11 protein-coding genes and 1 pseudogene are annotated in these 14,647 nt (G+C 62.0%); 3 read left to right on the top strand and 9 right to left on the bottom strand.

Annotated elements, in window-relative coordinates; genetic code table 11:
* Positions 1-28: 28 nt before the first annotated feature.
* The 9 genes and pseudogenes from K3555_RS09220 to K3555_RS09180 form a co-directional block, all read right to left on the bottom strand.
* Positions 29-508, bottom strand: a complete 480-nt coding sequence (locus tag K3555_RS09220; protein WP_260008250.1) for a cytochrome c-type biogenesis protein — start codon at positions 506-508, stop codon at positions 29-31.
* Positions 505-2,469: a heme lyase CcmF/NrfE family subunit gene (locus K3555_RS09215; RefSeq protein WP_260008249.1), complete on the bottom strand. Its 1,965-nt coding sequence runs from the start codon at positions 2,467-2,469 to the stop codon at positions 505-507. The genes K3555_RS09220 and K3555_RS09215 overlap by 4 nt, the downstream gene beginning before the upstream one ends.
* Positions 2,470-2,547: 78 nt before the next feature.
* The gene (locus tag K3555_RS09210) at positions 2,548-3,123 is read right to left on the bottom strand and encodes a holin family protein (protein ID WP_260008248.1); all 576 of its coding nucleotides are present in this window, start codon (positions 3,121-3,123) and stop codon (positions 2,548-2,550) included.
* Entirely contained in the window at positions 3,114-3,725 is a 612-nt protein-coding gene (locus K3555_RS09205) for a holin-associated N-acetylmuramidase (RefSeq protein ID WP_260008247.1), read from the bottom strand. The genes K3555_RS09210 and K3555_RS09205 overlap by 10 nt, the downstream gene beginning before the upstream one ends.
* Before the next feature lie 196 nt (positions 3,726-3,921).
* Complete coding sequence (gene ccmE, locus K3555_RS09200) at positions 3,922-4,365, bottom strand: cytochrome c maturation protein CcmE (protein ID WP_260008246.1); 444 nt, start codon at positions 4,363-4,365, stop codon at positions 3,922-3,924.
* Between the two features lie 42 nt (positions 4,366-4,407).
* A complete protein-coding gene (gene argC / locus K3555_RS09195; protein ID WP_260008245.1) occupies positions 4,408-5,436 on the bottom strand; it encodes an N-acetyl-gamma-glutamyl-phosphate reductase in 1,029 nt (342 codons plus the stop codon).
* Positions 5,437-5,549: 113 nt separating this feature from the next.
* A complete protein-coding gene (gene murI, locus K3555_RS09190) occupies positions 5,550-6,359 on the bottom strand; it encodes a glutamate racemase (protein ID WP_260008244.1) in 810 nt (269 codons plus the stop codon).
* 21 nt (positions 6,360-6,380) lie between these two features.
* Positions 6,381-6,503: pseudogene (locus tag K3555_RS09185) on the bottom strand (acyltransferase); the annotation flags it as partial.
* Positions 6,504-6,681: 178 nt separating this feature from the next.
* Positions 6,682-10,101: an indolepyruvate ferredoxin oxidoreductase family protein gene (locus K3555_RS09180; RefSeq protein WP_260008243.1), complete on the bottom strand. Its 3,420-nt coding sequence runs from the start codon at positions 10,099-10,101 to the stop codon at positions 6,682-6,684.
* A gap of 169 nt (positions 10,102-10,270) precedes the next feature.
* Here K3555_RS09180 and K3555_RS09175 point away from each other — a divergent pair, with 169 nt between their 5' ends.
* From K3555_RS09175 to K3555_RS09165, 3 genes are all read left to right on the top strand, one after another.
* On the top strand, positions 10,271-11,176 hold the full coding sequence (locus K3555_RS09175; protein ID WP_259992063.1) for a LysR family transcriptional regulator: 906 nt from the start codon (positions 10,271-10,273) through the stop codon (positions 11,174-11,176).
* Positions 11,177-11,809: 633 nt separating this feature from the next.
* Positions 11,810-13,975: a phosphoribosylformylglycinamidine synthase subunit PurL gene (gene purL / locus K3555_RS09170; protein WP_260008242.1), complete on the top strand. Its 2,166-nt coding sequence runs from the start codon at positions 11,810-11,812 to the stop codon at positions 13,973-13,975.
* A 90-nt stretch (positions 13,976-14,065) separates the two neighbouring features.
* Positions 14,066-14,584, top strand: coding sequence for a hypothetical protein (locus tag K3555_RS09165; RefSeq protein WP_260008240.1), 519 nt, complete (start codon positions 14,066-14,068; stop codon positions 14,582-14,584).
* The last annotated feature ends 63 nt before the right edge of the window (positions 14,585-14,647 follow it).

Below are 14,647 nucleotides of genomic sequence, written 5' to 3'. Positions count from 1 at the left end.
CCCGCCTGCCGGAAAGCCGGACCCGGCGTCAATCCTTCAGGATTTTCCGCAACCGCTCCCGCTCGTCGGCGCTCAGCCCCTGCTCGGCGGCCTTGGGCGCGCGGGCGCGTCCCCGCACATAGAAGACGGCGATCACAAGGGCGGCCAGCAGCATCAGCGGACCTGCAGCCCACAACAGCCAGTTGGCGCCGCCGGTGGTGGGGCGCAGCAGCACATACTCGCCATAACGGTCGACGATAAAACTCATCGCCTCGCCGTCGCTGTCGCCTGCCACCAGCCGCTCGCGCACCAGGACACGCAGATCACGGGCCAGTTCGGCATTGGATTCATCAATGCTTTCATTGCGGCAAACCAGGCAGCGCAGGTCCTTGGACAGCTCCCGCGCACGGCTTTCCAGCGCTGGATCGGCCAGAACCTCATCCGGCTCCACCGCCAGAGCAGGCGACGGTGCCAGCACCGAGACGGCCAGCAACGCGGCCACGGCCAGGATCATTATTCGCAGCATCATTCTGCCGGCACTCCTGCTCCGGGTGATTTGCGCGCACCGGCGGCGACGCGGAAGCGGCGGTCGCTAAGGCTCAGCAGCCCGCCAAGCGCCATCAGGATCGAGCCGCCCCAGATCCAGTTGGCAAGGGGTTTGATATAGGTGCGCATGGTCCAGCTGCCATCGGCCTGCTGATCGCCCAGCACCACATAAAGGTCACGGGTGACACGGTAATCAATCGCAGCCTCGGTGGTTGGCATCCGGCTGACTGGATAGTCGCGTTTTTCCGGGAACATCACCGCTTCGGGCTGGCCGTTGCGCGTCACCTCGACCCGGCCTTTGGTGGTGAAATAGTTCGGCCCCTGTTCGCGGCTGACATCCGTCAGCATCAGGGTAAAGGCACCGACGTCAAAGGGTTCGCCAATGCGGGCCACGCGGATATCCTCCTGCTCCCAGGCCGTCAGGCCGGCGATGGCAAAGATGGTTATGCCCAGCCCGCCATGGGCCACGGCCTTGCCCCAATCGGCGCGCGGCAGCCGCAGCATCCGTTGCAGGCGGCCCGATTTGCCACTGCGCAGCCACAGGTCGGCCAGCGCGCCGAACACCATCCAGGATCCGAGGAACAGCCCCACCGGCCCCAGCGCGGACTTTCCTGTCTGCAGCGCCCAGGCCAGCACGCCCAGCGACACTGCCAGCACAAACACATAGCGCAGCTGCCAGGCTGTGCGCCCGATCCGGCCGCGTTTCCACGGCAGCATGGCGCCAACCGGCATGATCAACCCCAGCGCGATCATGAAGGGGGTGAAGGCAGAATTGAAGAACGGCGGGCCGACGCTCAGCTTGCGGTCCAACAGCATATCCGCGAGGATCGGCCAGACAGTGCCGAAGAAGACCACAAAGCAGCTGACCGCCAGCAGGATGTTATTGGCCACCAGCGCGCTTTCGCGGCTGACCATGCCAAAGACGCCCTTGGCCTCCATCGCCTGTGCGCGGGCGGCAAACAGCGTCAGCGCGCCGCCGGTGAAGAAGGCCAGGATGAACAGAATGAAGACGCCGCGTTCCGGGTCATTGGCAAAGGCGTGCACGCTGGTGATGATACCCGAGCGCACGATAAATGTCCCGATCAGCGAGAACCCAAAGGCCAGGATTGCCAGCAGGATGGTCCAGCTTTTCAGCGCCTCTCGTTTCTCCACCACGATGGCGGAATGCAGCAGCGCAGCCGCCAAGAGCCAGGGCATGAACGAGGCATTCTCAACCGGGTCCCAGAACCAGAACCCGCCCCAGCCCAGCTCGTAATAAGCCCACCAGGAGCCCAGCCCAATACCGATGGTCAGGAAAATCCAGGCCGCCAGCGTCCAGGGCCGCACCCAGCGGCCCCAGGCGGCATCAATGCGGCCTTCGATCAGGGCGGCCACGGCAAAGGAAAACGCCATGCTCAGCCCGACATAGCCAAGGTAGAGGAACGGTGGATGGAAGGCGAGGCCCGGATCCTGCAGCAGCGGGTTCAGATCCTGCCCGTCAAACGGCGGCACCGCCAGGCGCAGGAACGGGTTCGACGTGAACAGGATAAAGGCATAAAACGCCACACCAATCGCTGCCTGCACCGCCAGAACCCGCGCCTTCAGCGTTGGCGGCAGCCCGCCGCCAAAAACCGAGGCCATGGCCCCGAACAGGGCAACGATCAGCACCCACAGCAGCATCGATCCCTCGTGGTTTCCCCAAGTGCCGGAGATCTTGTACAGCATCGGCTTGGCCGAATGGCTGTTCAGCGTCACCAGCTTCAGCGAGAAATCTGAGGTGATGAACGCCCAGGTCAGCGCCCCAAAGGCAAAGGCGGTGAACAGGAACTGCGCCTGTGCCGCCGGTTCCGCCACGGCCATCCAGCCGGGCCAGCGCTTATGCGCGCCGATCAAGGGGATAACGGCCTGCACGATGGCAATCATGAAGGCGAGGATAAGGGCGAAGTGGCCAAGCTCTGTAATCATGTATTTTCCTATACGCCTGTCTGCTGCGGGCGCCAATGGCATTCGCCGCGCCATGCCGCCGCAGCCGCTAAAATGTGATCAGCCGCGACGGGCTTTCCAGGCTTCAAGTGCCGGGTTTGCCTCTGCGCCCGTGGCATGAAGCCGCGCTGCGGCGTCAGTTCCGGTGGAGGCCGCCGCAGGTGAAGCGGCCCGCAGTCTGTTCAGCGCGGCGATGTTTTCGACGGCCTGGGGAACCCGGGCCATGCTGGCCGCCAGACCGTGCTGAAACTCCTGTGCCTTCACCTGATGCCGCGCCCCGAAATAAAAGGAGACAATAACGCCCAGCAGCCACCACAACGGTTCCGGCACCAGCGCGAGCCCCTGCATCCGGGCGGCGAACCACACCGGGTCGCTCAGCGCAGACACCATCAGCGCCAGCGTCCCCAGCGCCAGCAGAGGGCGCGGCAACCGGTTCACCCCATCCATAAGGCGGTCAAACCAGCCTTTTGCGGGCTGCTGAAATTCGGTGCCAAACTGGCCAAGCGCTGCAATCTGCACCTCATGTGCGCGACCGGCGCCGGCTTCGGCGTTTTCGCGAAAGACTTCGGCAGTTTCCCGCAAGACATTACGCTGGCTGCCAAAAACAAGCCCCAGTAGGTCGGAAATCATCCCCATGCCGCGGTCCTTTCCTGAAAGGCCTGCTGGTTCAGATGGTAGTTCGGCGAGATGAATTCCTCGGCCCGTTTGATCCAGCCGCCTTTGCCGCCGGCACGGGTGCGGGCATATTTCCGGCTGGCCGGCCGACGGTCCGCTAGACGGAAATAATAATTGCGCCTCGCGATGCCATAGGCGTCGCGCAGGCCCGTCGCATCAACGGTGGCAGCATCGGCGGCGGCGCCTGCCGTCTGCGGTCCGATTGTGCCGTCCACCGCAACCCTGTACCCCATATCGCGCAGCAATCGCTGCAGGATGCGCACCGCGTTGCTGCCGGCATTCACATACATATCAAAGACCGTGGCCTGGAGGCACTCCGGCAGGCTGGCGATACGGGGCGCTTCGAAATAGTGGCGGATGAAAATGGCCACGGCCTGCGCGCGGGTCAGCGCCTTCACATCCCCGGCGTCCACATCCCCGTCGCCGGTCACATCCAGCCCCAGCCGCCGCAGGGTTCCAATGGTCACACCGTATTTGGTGGCGCCGCCGGGGTCATCCGGATCATTCACAAAGCCGCCTTCCCGCGCCACAATCTCAGCGGCGATTTCTTTTACACTCTGCATCGAACCTCACCCTTTTCTGGTGAGTCAATCATCGTGAAAATACGAAAAGATCTCCTGACAGCGGCGTACGCATATTGCGCAACACCGCCTCAGGAACGCTGCCGCGCCGCGCACCGCGCGGCGCCCGGCCCAACGCAAAACGCCTCCCCGAAGGGAGGCGCATTTGGGGCGGGAGCCATTTGCTCAGAGACCGGTCTCAGGTTTCAGGCTCCTGATAGACCCCCTGCGCCTTCAGCGCATCCATGACTTCCTTGGGCATATAGGTCTCGTCATGTTTCGCCAGGATTTCAGAGGCTTCAAAGACACCGTTCACGTAACGCCCGGTGCCGACCATGCCCTGGTTCTCTTCAAACAGATCCGGCAGCACACCGGTATAGGCAACCTGTACCGTCGCACCGCCATCAGTGACCGCAAAGCGCACGGTTTCACCCTGGCCGCGCTGCAGCGTGCCTTCCTCAACCAGCCCGCCGATGCGGAACACTTCGGACGGTTTCGGCGGTGCCTCGGCCACCTGGCTGGGCGAGCGGAAATAGTTGATCCCGTCACGCATGGCATAGCCGATCAGGGCGGTTGCAACCACCAAAGCCACTACGGCAACGGCAATGACCTGGATCCGGCGCTGTTTCTTCAGGTTCTTCATGGTGTCCTCACTTCAAGGTCCCTGCCTGCGCCGCCCCCCGGATCAGGGGAACAGCGGCGCCATCATCAGACCTTCGGTCTCAGTCTCACCTAACATCAGGTTTGCGTTCTGCAAGGCTTGGCCGCTGCTACCTTTTGTCAGGTTATCCAGTGCGGCGATCACAATGGTCCGGCCTTCGATCCGGTCCTGCGCCACACCGATATGGCAGAAGTTGGAGCCGCGCACATGGTGGGTGCTGGGGGCCTCGCCAAAGGGCAGCAGTTCGATAAAGGGTTCATTTGCGTAAGCCTTGGCAAAGGTCTCATGGATCGTCCGCGCGTCACCTTTTACATAGACGGTCGCCAGAATGCCCCGGTTGACCGGCAGCAGATGCGGGGTGAATTGCACCTTTACGGGGCGGCCCGCGATCTTGCTGAACTCCTGGTCGAATTCGCCCAGATGCCGGTGGGTGCTGCCGATGGCATAGGCATTGTAGCCCTCGCTCAGCTCTGCGTGCAGCAGATTTTCCTTAAGCGACCGGCCGGCGCCTGAGACGGCGCATTTCAGATCCAGAATAATGTCGTCCAGATCAATGACCCCAGCCGAAATCAACGGGCGCAGGGCAAACTGACCGGTGGCTGCGTTGCAGCCGGTGCCGGCCACCAGACGCGCGGACTTGATCTCATCCCGGTAGAACTCGGTCAGGCCATAGACAGCCTCTTTCTGCTGTTTCAGGGCACTGTGCGGGTTGCCGTACCATTTCTCATACTCTGCCGGATCACGCAGCCGGAAGTCTGCCGACAGATCCACGATCTTCAGGTTTGCGGGCAGCGCCGCAATTACTTCCTGGCTGGTCTTATGCGGCAGAGCGCAGAAGCACAGATCTATGCCGGAGAAGTCAATCTCGCCGATCTTGCACAGTACCGGCAGTTTCAAATGGCGCAGATGCGGGAAAACTTCCGCCATCGTCATGCCAGCCTTGCGGTCGGCAGAGAGCGCCGCAATATCGATGTTCGGATGCTGGGCGATCAGCCGCACCAGTTCGGCGCCAGTGTAGCCGGAAGCGCCAAGAATAGCCACTTTATGGGTCATGTCAGACCTCGTCTTTCGATGTGATATGCCGTTCCGCAGCCATCTGCGGAGAGAATTAGGTGGAAATGCGCCCGTGCACTTTGACCTGGAACAAGGTTCCGCGCGGTCTGGTCTCAGGCGGCCTGAAAGGTGATTTCCCGTCGGAGAAACTGGGTCGCCCGGTCGCTGACACGGCCCGGGTTTCCGGTGGTGAAGAAACCGCCGGCACCAGTGCCGTGCATGTCGGGATGCCGTGCCAGGTAATCCGCCAGACTGTCCGCAACCAGATTGCCCTGGCTGAACACTTTGACCCCCGGCCCCAATGCCGCCTGGAAAGTCTGCTCCATCAGCGGGTAATGGGTGCAGCCCAGAATGGCGGCTTGCGGATGCGGCATTTTACGTTGCAGGGCATCCACATGGGAGCGCACCAGGGCCTCGGCGAGGATCATGTCGCCGTCCTCGATTGCGTCCACCACACCACCGCAGGCCTGGGCCTCGACATCGACGCCGATGGCGCGGAACGCCAATTCCCGCTGGAAGGCGCGGCTGGCGACAGTTGCAGGCGTGGCAAACAGCGCAACGTGTTTCACTTCGACTTCGCGCGGTGGCGAATTGTCGCCCCACTGCCGTTCTGTCAGCGCTTCAATGAGAGGGACAAAAACCCCCAGCACCCGTTTGCCCTTGGGCAGCCCGCCCTCCTGCATCCGGCGCAGCGCCGCCGCAGAGGCCGTGTTGCAGGCCAGGATCACCAGATCGCAGCCTTTGCTCCACATATCTTCGACCGCAGCCCTGGTCAGATGATAGACATCTTCGGCATCGCGCACACCGTAAGGCGCGCGGGCGTTGTCGCCGTAATAAAGGAAATCCAAATCCGGCAGACGTTTCTGCACGGCGTCAAGGACGGTCAGCCCGCCCAGTCCTGAATCAAAGATGCCTACAGCCATGTCGCCTTCTCACGCGTGGTGTTACTCTTCGAACTCAACCCCGTACCCGTAGGATTTGAGCGGTACTGAAGAAAGCTCATACGTCGCTTTGCGAAAGAAATCCATAAGTGCTTTTGTGTCTTTAGCCATAGGCGCCAGAACGCCGCAAGTATCGTTGCTGCAAAGCCAGACCGGGGCGCTGCCCCGGACCCCGGGGTATTCAGGACCAGAAAGAAGCGGCGGAACGGCAAACGCCGCGCGTCAGCGCGGCGCCGGGCCCAACCGGGAAGGATCATCCTGCGGATGGTCCGGAGCGGGCGGGAGTGCCCCGCCCTGCCCCTGGTTACTCTGCCGCCTGTTTCAGCGGCACGCCGCCCTGGCGCAGGGCTGCCAGCAGCTCCTCACGGCGCTTCGCGGCTTTCTGCTCATTTGCCATCTTCACCGGACCAAAACCGCGAATCGAGAGCGGCAATTCAGCCAATGCCAGCAAAGGCTCAATGATGTCCGGCGCCGCTTTCGGCAGCCACTCCATCATGTCCGCTTCATATTGCTTGATCAGGGCGCGCTCCATCTTGCGTTCTTCGGTGTAGCCGAAGACGTCGAGCGGTGTGCCGCGCAAGCGTTTGAGCTTGGCCAGCAGGCGGAACCCGCGCTCCATGCTTGCACTGAACTTGCGTTTCTTCGGACGCCCGTCCGCATCGGTGCCGCCCAGCATGGGCGGTGCCAGGTGATAGGACAGCTTGAGATCGCCTTCAAACTCCGCCTCCGCCTTGGCGCGGCTGTCGAGCAGCAGGCGGGCGACTTCGTATTCGTCCTTGTAGGACAACAGCTTGTGATAGCCCTTTGCCACCGCTTCCTTGAGCGCGGGATCGCTGATGCCGTCGAGCAGTTTGGTATAACGCTTGGCCAGACCTTTGCCCTGAAATGCCACCAGATGATCGGCACGGAAGGCGATCTTCTCCTCGAGGGTTTTCGGCTTTTCTGATGCGTCCGGCTGGCTCAGACGGGCTGCGTCTTCGGGGTGCAGCACCGCCCAGCGACCGATATCGAAGGCGCGCAGGTTGCGCTCAACAGCAGCGCCATTCAGCGTGATGGCCTGCTCGACCGCCTCATGGCTGACAGGCACCAGGCCGCGCTGCCAGGCACCGCCGAACACCATCATGTTGGAGAAGATCGAATCCCCCATGGTGGCGCGGGCCAGTTCGGACGCGTCGAACAAATCGACCCGGTCGCGCAAGCGGGCCTGCAGCGCCACTTCCAACTGGTCCGACGGCACCTTGAACTCGGTGTTCTTGGTGAACTCGCCGGTGATGATTTCGTGGCTGTTCACCACTGCGCCGGTCTGGCCGGTAGAGGTTAGGCCAAGGGTCTTGGCCCCCGCACTCACCACCAGGTCACCGCCGATCAGCGCATGCGCCTCGCCGGTGGCGACGCGGATCGCCGAGATATCATCGGGTGAATTGGCAATCCGGCAGTGGATATGCACTGCGCCGCCTTTTTGGGCGAGGCCGGCCATTTCCATCAGCCCGGCGCCCTTGCCGTCAATCTGTGCGGCTTGTGCCAGAATGGCGCCGATGGTCACAACACCGGTTCCGCCGACGCCGGTGATTACCACGTTGTGGGTGCCGTCAATCTCCGGCAGTTCCGGTTTTGGCAGATGCGGCAGGTCGATGTCGGCCGTCGCCTCCTTGCGGATCTTAGCGCCCTCGACTGTCACGAAGGACGGGCAGAAGCCGTTGACGCAGGAGAAGTCCTTGTTGCAGGAGGACTGGTCGATGGCGCGCTTGCGGCCCAGTTCGGTGTCCTTGGGCACGATGGAGACGCAGTTCGACTGCACCCCGCAATCGCCGCAGCCTTCGCAGACGTCGGTATTGATGAACACCCGCTGATCCGGGTCCGGAAACTGGCCCTTCTTGCGGCGGCGGCGTTTCTCAGCCGCGCAGGTCTGGATGTAGATGATGGCAGAGACGCCCTCGACCTCTTCGAACTCGCGCTGGATCTTCATCATTTCGGCGCGTTCATGCATCCGCATGCCCGCCGGGAACAAGGCCGCGTCGACGTCTTCCTTCTCGTCATAGACCACGGCGATGGTCTTGACGCCCATCGCGGTCAGCTCATGCGCGATCTGTTGCGCGGTCAGCCCGCCCTCGGCAGCTTGCCCGCCGGTCATCGCCACCGCGTCATTATAGAGGATCTTGTAGGTGATGTTGGTGCCTTCGGCCAATGCGGCCCGGATCGCCTGTACGCCGGAGTGGTTATAGGTGCCGTCGCCGAGGTTCTGGAACACATGCTTGCGGTTGGAGAACGGCGCCTCGCCCACCCAGTTGACACCTTCGCCGCCCATATGGGTGAAACCGGTGGTCTCGCGGTCCATCCATTGCACCATAAAGTGGCAGCCGATGCCGGCATAGGCGCGGGACCCGTCCGGCAGTTTGGTTGACGAGTTATGCGGGCAGCCGGAACAGAAGTAGGGCAAGCGGGTTGCGATTTCCTCGGCGTTGTCGGCGCGGCGGGCCTCTGACAGGTTTTCGAGGCCGGCACGGATGGCCTCGGTCTCGCGGCCTTCCTCAATCAGGATGCCGCCCAGTTTTTCGGCGATCATGATCGGGTCGAGCGCGTAACGGGTCGGGAACAGCTCCTCGCGGTGCATGCTGCCGGCGCCGCCCTTGTACCAGCCATAGACCCGGCGGCCCTGGCGGTCGTCAAAGATCGCTTCCTTGATCTGGATCTCGATCAGTTTGCGCTTTTCCTCGACCACAACGATCAGATCCAGCCCTTCGGCCCAATCGTGGAAACCCTTCATGTCCATCGGCCAGGTTTGACCCACCTTATAGGTGGTCAGCCCCAACCGTTCGGCCATGTTTTCGTCGATGTTCAGCAGCTTCAGCGCATGCACCAGATCAAGCCAGTTCTTGCCGGCGGCCACAAAGCCGATCTTGGCGCCGGGCTTGCCCCACATGCGCTTGTCCATCTTGTTGGCGTGGCTGAAGGCCTCTGCCGCAAAGCGCTTGTAGTCGATGATCCGGTCTTCCTGGCGGAAGCGGTCGTCGTCCAGGCGGATGTTCAGCCCGTCAGCCGGCATGTCGAATTCCGGTGTGACCAGCTGCATCCGGTCCGGGTTTGCATCCACAACCGAGGTGACCTCAATCGTGTCTTTCATGGTCTTAAGGCCGGTCCACAGGCCCGAGAAGCGCGACAACGCATAGCCATAGATGCCGTAGTCCAGGATTTCCTGAACACCCGCCGGGCTGACGATCGGCAGGTAGCAGTCCAGCAGCGACCATTCCGACTGGTGCAGCACGGTGGAGCTTTCGCCGGTGTGGTCATCGCCCATCGCCAGGAGCACGCCGCCATGTTTTGACGAGCCGGCCATATTGGCATGGCGGATCGCATCGCCCGAGCGGTCGACACCCGGCCCCTTGCCGTACCACAGGCCAAAGACACCGTCGTATTTGCCTTCGCCGCGGACCTCGGCCTGCTGCGCACCCCATAGGGCGGTCACGGCCAGGTCTTCGTTCAGCCCGTACTGAAAGGTGACATCCGCCGCCTTCAAGTGCTTTTCGGCCTTGCTCATTTGCAAATCGACCGCCCCCAAGGGCGAACCGCGGTAGCCGGTGACAAGTCCGGCGGTATTGAGACCTGCCGCCTGGTCGCGGTGCTTTTGCATCAGCATCAGCCGCACCAGCGCCTGGGTGCCGTTCAGCAGCACCGGCGATTTCGTCAGGTCGTATTTATCATTAAGTGAGATTTTCGGCGTGCTCATCGTGGCCTCCTCAACCGGGATTAGCTTGCACTTTCTGACCCCAAGAATAGGTCATAAATGCTGACCTGAATAGCCGCTTTTTTTTCGTTTTTGCTCGCTTGCGTCAGCGAAACTGATACATAACTAAGATTTCATACAGTCGGCCCCAAACGCACAGAAAGTAACGCATATGGATTGGGATAAGCTCAGAATATTTCACGCGGTGGCCGATGCGGGCAGCCTGACCCATGCCGGTGACAGGCTGAATCTGTCGCAATCGGCGGTCAGCCGCCAGATCCGGGCACTGGAGGAAAGCCTGAATGCGACGCTTTTCCACCGCCATGCGCGCGGACTGATTCTCACCGAACAGGGTGAGCTGCTGTTTGACGCCACCCAATCCATGTCCACCCGGCTTGAAGCCGCCTCTGCCCGCATCCGCGACAGCGAGGAGGAAGTGTTCGGCGAACTGCGTGTCACTACAACTGTCGGGTTCGGTACCCTGTGGCTGGCGCCGCGGCTGACCAAACTGTATGAACAATACCCCAATCTGAAGATCGACCTGATGCTGGAGGAACGTGTGCTGGACCTGCCGATGCGCGAGGCTGATGTGGCAATCCGCATGAAGGAGCCGAGCCAGGCCGATCTGGTGCGCAAACGGCTGATGACGGTGCGGATGGGGCTTTATGCCTCGCCGTCTTATCTGGAACAGCGCGGCACCTTGGAAACCGTTGAAGACATTTCCCAGCACCGGCTGATCTGCCAGAACCAGCGGTCCGCCCAAGTGGGCTCAGCCGCGGTGCTGGGCAAAATGCTGATGGCGCATAACCCGGGATCGCTGCTGACGGTGAACAATTACTTCGGCGTGCTGCAGGGCGTGCTGCACAATCTGGGTGTTGGTATCCTGCCGGATTATGTGACCGAGGAATTCCCGCAACTGGTCGAGGTGCTGCCGGAAGAGGATCAGCACAGCGTTCCGGTCTACCTCGCCTATCCCGAAGAATTGCGCCATTCGCAGCGGGTCGGCGCGTTCCGCGACTTTGTGCAGTCCGAAATCATGGCGCACCGGAAACACATGAAAGAGCTGGGCAAACTCTGAACCGCGCCAGCGCATCAACGGGCTAAATTCGCGCTGCAATGCAGCGGCGTGGCCCGTTTTGATTTGTTCGAACCGGTGCAGTACCCCAAGCCATGCAATTTCCGCATACCAGCATTGACCCATCTTTGACATTAATCCCCTTGAAGGGGCAGGCCCGGCGCCCTAAATGAAGCTCATGGAGGCGGCGGCTTCGCCCCCCTTCATACCTCCCTGTTGGACTTCGGCCGAGCTTAGTGCTCGGCCTTTTTTTTGGCCGTAACACATTGGCCCCAAAGGGGTATTGATCGACAGGCGGTCTTGATAAGCGTGCCCTGATCCTGACAGCTTGCGGCGGCCCGCCATTGGGTCCGGACATGCCCTTGGATAGCAGCACGAAAAAAACAAAGTCATTTCCTTTCTTTTTCCAACCAGTGCGGACTTTCGTCATGCTTGTAATTTCAGCGCCCGTCCGGCTCCGCGCCCGCAATTCTACCGCTTTGAAAAGACTAAAGCTTAACCCGGCTCAGCAGGCCAGCCGCTGCGGCGCAAAGACGCCTTGGCCGGCATCTGGCCGGAATTCGTCTAATTCCGCTTCCCCCGCGCCCCTCCTTGCCCTAAAAGGCGCGCAATCGCAGCCATTGGGGACGTTTACGGATGCAGGAACCCGCCATCACGCCTGAACTGATTGCCAATCACGGGCTGAAGCCCGACGAATACGATCTGATCCTGGAAATCATCGGGCGCGAGCCGACGTTCACCGAGCTGGGCATCTTCTCGGCGATGTGGAACGAGCACTGCTCTTACAAGTCTTCCAAGAAATGGCTGCGCACCCTGCCGACCGACGGCCCGCAAGTGATCTGCGGCCCCGGCGAGAACGCCGGCATCGTGGATATCGGCGACGGCGACGCCGTTGTTTTCAAGATGGAAAGCCACAACCACCCCTCCTACATCGAACCCTATCAGGGCGCGGCAACCGGGGTTGGCGGCATCTTGCGCGACGTCTTCACAATGGGCGCGCGGCCCATCGCCTCGATGAACTCGCTGTCCTTTGGCGAGCCGTCCCACCACAAGACCCGTCAACTGGTCAACGGCGTGGTTGAGGGCATCGGAGGTTATGGCAACTGCTTTGGGGTGCCTTGCGCGGGCGGTGAAGTCCGCTTTCACCCCGCCTATAACGGCAACTGCCTGGTGAATGCTTTTGCGGCGGGCCTGGCGAAGACCGACGGCATCTTCTACTCCGCCGCGTCGGGTGTTGGCATGCCGGTTGTGTACCTGGGCGCCAAGACCGGCCGCGACGGCGTCGGCGGCGCCACCATGGCCTCGGCAGAATTCGACGACACCATCGAGGAAAAACGCCCCACCGTTCAGGTTGGCGATCCCTTCACCGAGAAGCGCCTGATGGAGGCCACGCTGGAGCTGATGCAGACCGGCGCTGTGATCTCGATCCAGGATATGGGTGCGGCTGGCCTCACCTGCTCGGCCGTGGAAATGGGCGACAAGGGCAAGCTGGGCGTCAAGCTGAACCTGGAAGACGTGCCGCAGCGCGAAGAGAACATGACAGCCTATGAGATGATGCTGTCGGAATCTCAGGAACGCATGCTGATGGTGCTGAAGCCGTCGCTGGAAGCCGAAGCGCGTGCGGTGTTCGAGAAATGGGACCTGGACTTTGCCATCGTCGGCGAGACCATTGCCGAAGACCGTTTCCTGATCCTGCACAACGGTGAGGTGAAGGCGGATCTGGTACTGTCCAAATTGGCCTCCACCGCGCCGGAATACGACCGCCCCTGGATCCCGACTCCGGCGGCTGAACCGCTGACCGACGCCGATGTGCCCACCATCGACCCGATTGATGGCCTCAAGGCGCTGCTCACCTCGCCCAACTACGCGGGCAAGCAGTGGGTTTATGAGCAGTACGATACCACCGTGATGGGCGATACCGCCCGCCGGCCCGGCGCCGGTTCCGGCATTGTCCGGGTGCATGGCACGGAAAAGAAGCTGGCCTTCACCTCGGACGTGACCCCGCGCTACGTGATGGCGAACCCCTATGAGGGCGGCAAACAGGCGGTGGCCGAGGCCTACCGCAACCTGACAGCTGTGGGCGCCAAGCCTTTGGCAACAACAGATAACCTCAACTTCGGCAATCCCGAAAAACCCGAGATCATGGGCCAGTTCGTCGGCGCCATCAAGGGCATCGGCGAGGCGGTTGCGGCGCTCGATATGCCGATCGTCTCCGGCAACGTGTCGCTGTACAACGAGACCGACGGCAAGGGCATCCTGCCGACCCCGACCATCGGCGCCGTCGGCCTGATTGCCGCGGGCGAAGAGCCGATCACCGGCGAAGCCCGCGAAGGCCATGTCGCCCTGCTGGTGGGGGAAACCATTGGCCACCTGGGCCAGTCGGCGCTGCTGGCCGAGGTCTTTAACCGCGAGGACGGCGACGCCCCCGCGGTCGATCTGGAGGCTGAGAAGCGCAACGGCGAATTCATCCGCGCCAACCGCGATTTCATCAAAGCCTGCACCGACCTTGGCGACGGCGGCTTGGCTCTGGCGGCGTTCGAGTTGGCCGAGGAAGCCGGCGTCGGCGTGCAGATTGACGCGGGCGACACCCAGACTGTCTTCGGCGAAGACCAGGCGCGCTACCTGATCGCCTGCAACTTTGATCAGGCCGAGGCGCTGATGCTGGCCGCCGGCCAGGCCGGTGTGCCGCTGGTTACTGTCGGCAAGTTCGGCGGCGACATGGTGAAGATTGGTGCTTCCGAGGCCCCGCTGGCTGAGCTGAAAGACATCTTCCGCTCAAGCTTTGCCGCTGCCGTGGCTTGATTTCTGGCCCCTTCAGGCTGCGATTGATACATGAACAAGGGCGGGATGGCACAGCCGTCCCGCCTTTTTCTTTCCCCCGGAGGCTCCCCCATGTCTCTACCTGAACTGACCGAGGATTGCGGCCGCTGCGCAGGCCTGTGCTGTGTGGCCTATCCGTTTGAGGAACATGAGGATTTCGGCCTGTTGAAGGCGGCAGACATCCCCTGCCCCAACCTCGCCCCGGATTTCCGCTGTAACATTCACAATGACCTGGCCAAATGCGGCTTTGGAGGCTGCGTGGCTTATTCCTGCGCCGGTGCCGGTCAGCGGGTGACGCAAGTGTTGTTTGACGGCGAGACCTGGCAGGACGACCCGGATCTGCTGACCCATATGACCTATGCCCTGCGGGTGCTGAGGCCGATCCACGAGGCGCTGTTGGTGCTGCAGGAAGCCACCGCGCTGCCGTTGCCAAAGGATCTGCAGGACCGCTGCGAGGAGCTGACGCGCGCGCTCTGCCCGGAGGCACCGTCGTCGGTCTGGGATTTCGAGGAAGACGCCGTGCAGGAGGCCCTGGCAGCAGTGCCTGATTTTGTCGAAAGCATTGCGCCTTTTGCGCAAGACCACGCCTAATCCTGCTTGCACAGCCCCTGCCGCACACCTACATTTTTGGCAAACCAGACAAAGGACTTCCCC

The sequence above is a fragment of the Leisingera sp. M527 genome (assembly GCF_025141525.1).
Lineage (GTDB): Bacteria > Pseudomonadota > Alphaproteobacteria > Rhodobacterales > Rhodobacteraceae > Leisingera.
The sequence above is the reverse complement of the archived record's forward strand: the minus strand, read 5'-3'. Positions and strand labels throughout refer to the sequence as shown.

Excerpts from the sequence above, each read along its gene's own strand:
- K3555_RS09220 (WP_260008250.1), bottom strand. The coding sequence starts at position 508 with ATGATGCTGCGAATAATGATCCTGGCCGTGGCCGCGTTGCTGGCCGTC.
- K3555_RS09215 (WP_260008249.1), bottom strand. The coding sequence starts at position 2,469 with ATGATTACAGAGCTTGGCCACTTCGCCCTTATCCTCGCCTTCATGATT.
- K3555_RS09210 (WP_260008248.1), bottom strand. The coding sequence starts at position 3,123 with ATGGGGATGATTTCCGACCTACTGGGGCTTGTTTTTGGCAGCCAGCGT.
- K3555_RS09205 (WP_260008247.1), bottom strand. The coding sequence starts at position 3,725 with ATGCAGAGTGTAAAAGAAATCGCCGCTGAGATTGTGGCGCGGGAAGGC.
- ccmE (WP_260008246.1), bottom strand. The coding sequence starts at position 4,365 with ATGAAGAACCTGAAGAAACAGCGCCGGATCCAGGTCATTGCCGTTGCC.
- argC (WP_260008245.1), bottom strand. The coding sequence starts at position 5,436 with ATGACCCATAAAGTGGCTATTCTTGGCGCTTCCGGCTACACTGGCGCC.
- murI (WP_260008244.1), bottom strand. The coding sequence starts at position 6,359 with ATGGCTGTAGGCATCTTTGATTCAGGACTGGGCGGGCTGACCGTCCTT.
- K3555_RS09180 (WP_260008243.1), bottom strand. The coding sequence starts at position 10,101 with ATGAGCACGCCGAAAATCTCACTTAATGATAAATACGACCTGACGAAA.
- K3555_RS09175 (WP_259992063.1), top strand. The coding sequence starts at position 10,271 with ATGGATTGGGATAAGCTCAGAATATTTCACGCGGTGGCCGATGCGGGC.
- purL (WP_260008242.1), top strand. The coding sequence starts at position 11,810 with ATGCAGGAACCCGCCATCACGCCTGAACTGATTGCCAATCACGGGCTG.
- K3555_RS09165 (WP_260008240.1), top strand. The coding sequence starts at position 14,066 with ATGTCTCTACCTGAACTGACCGAGGATTGCGGCCGCTGCGCAGGCCTG.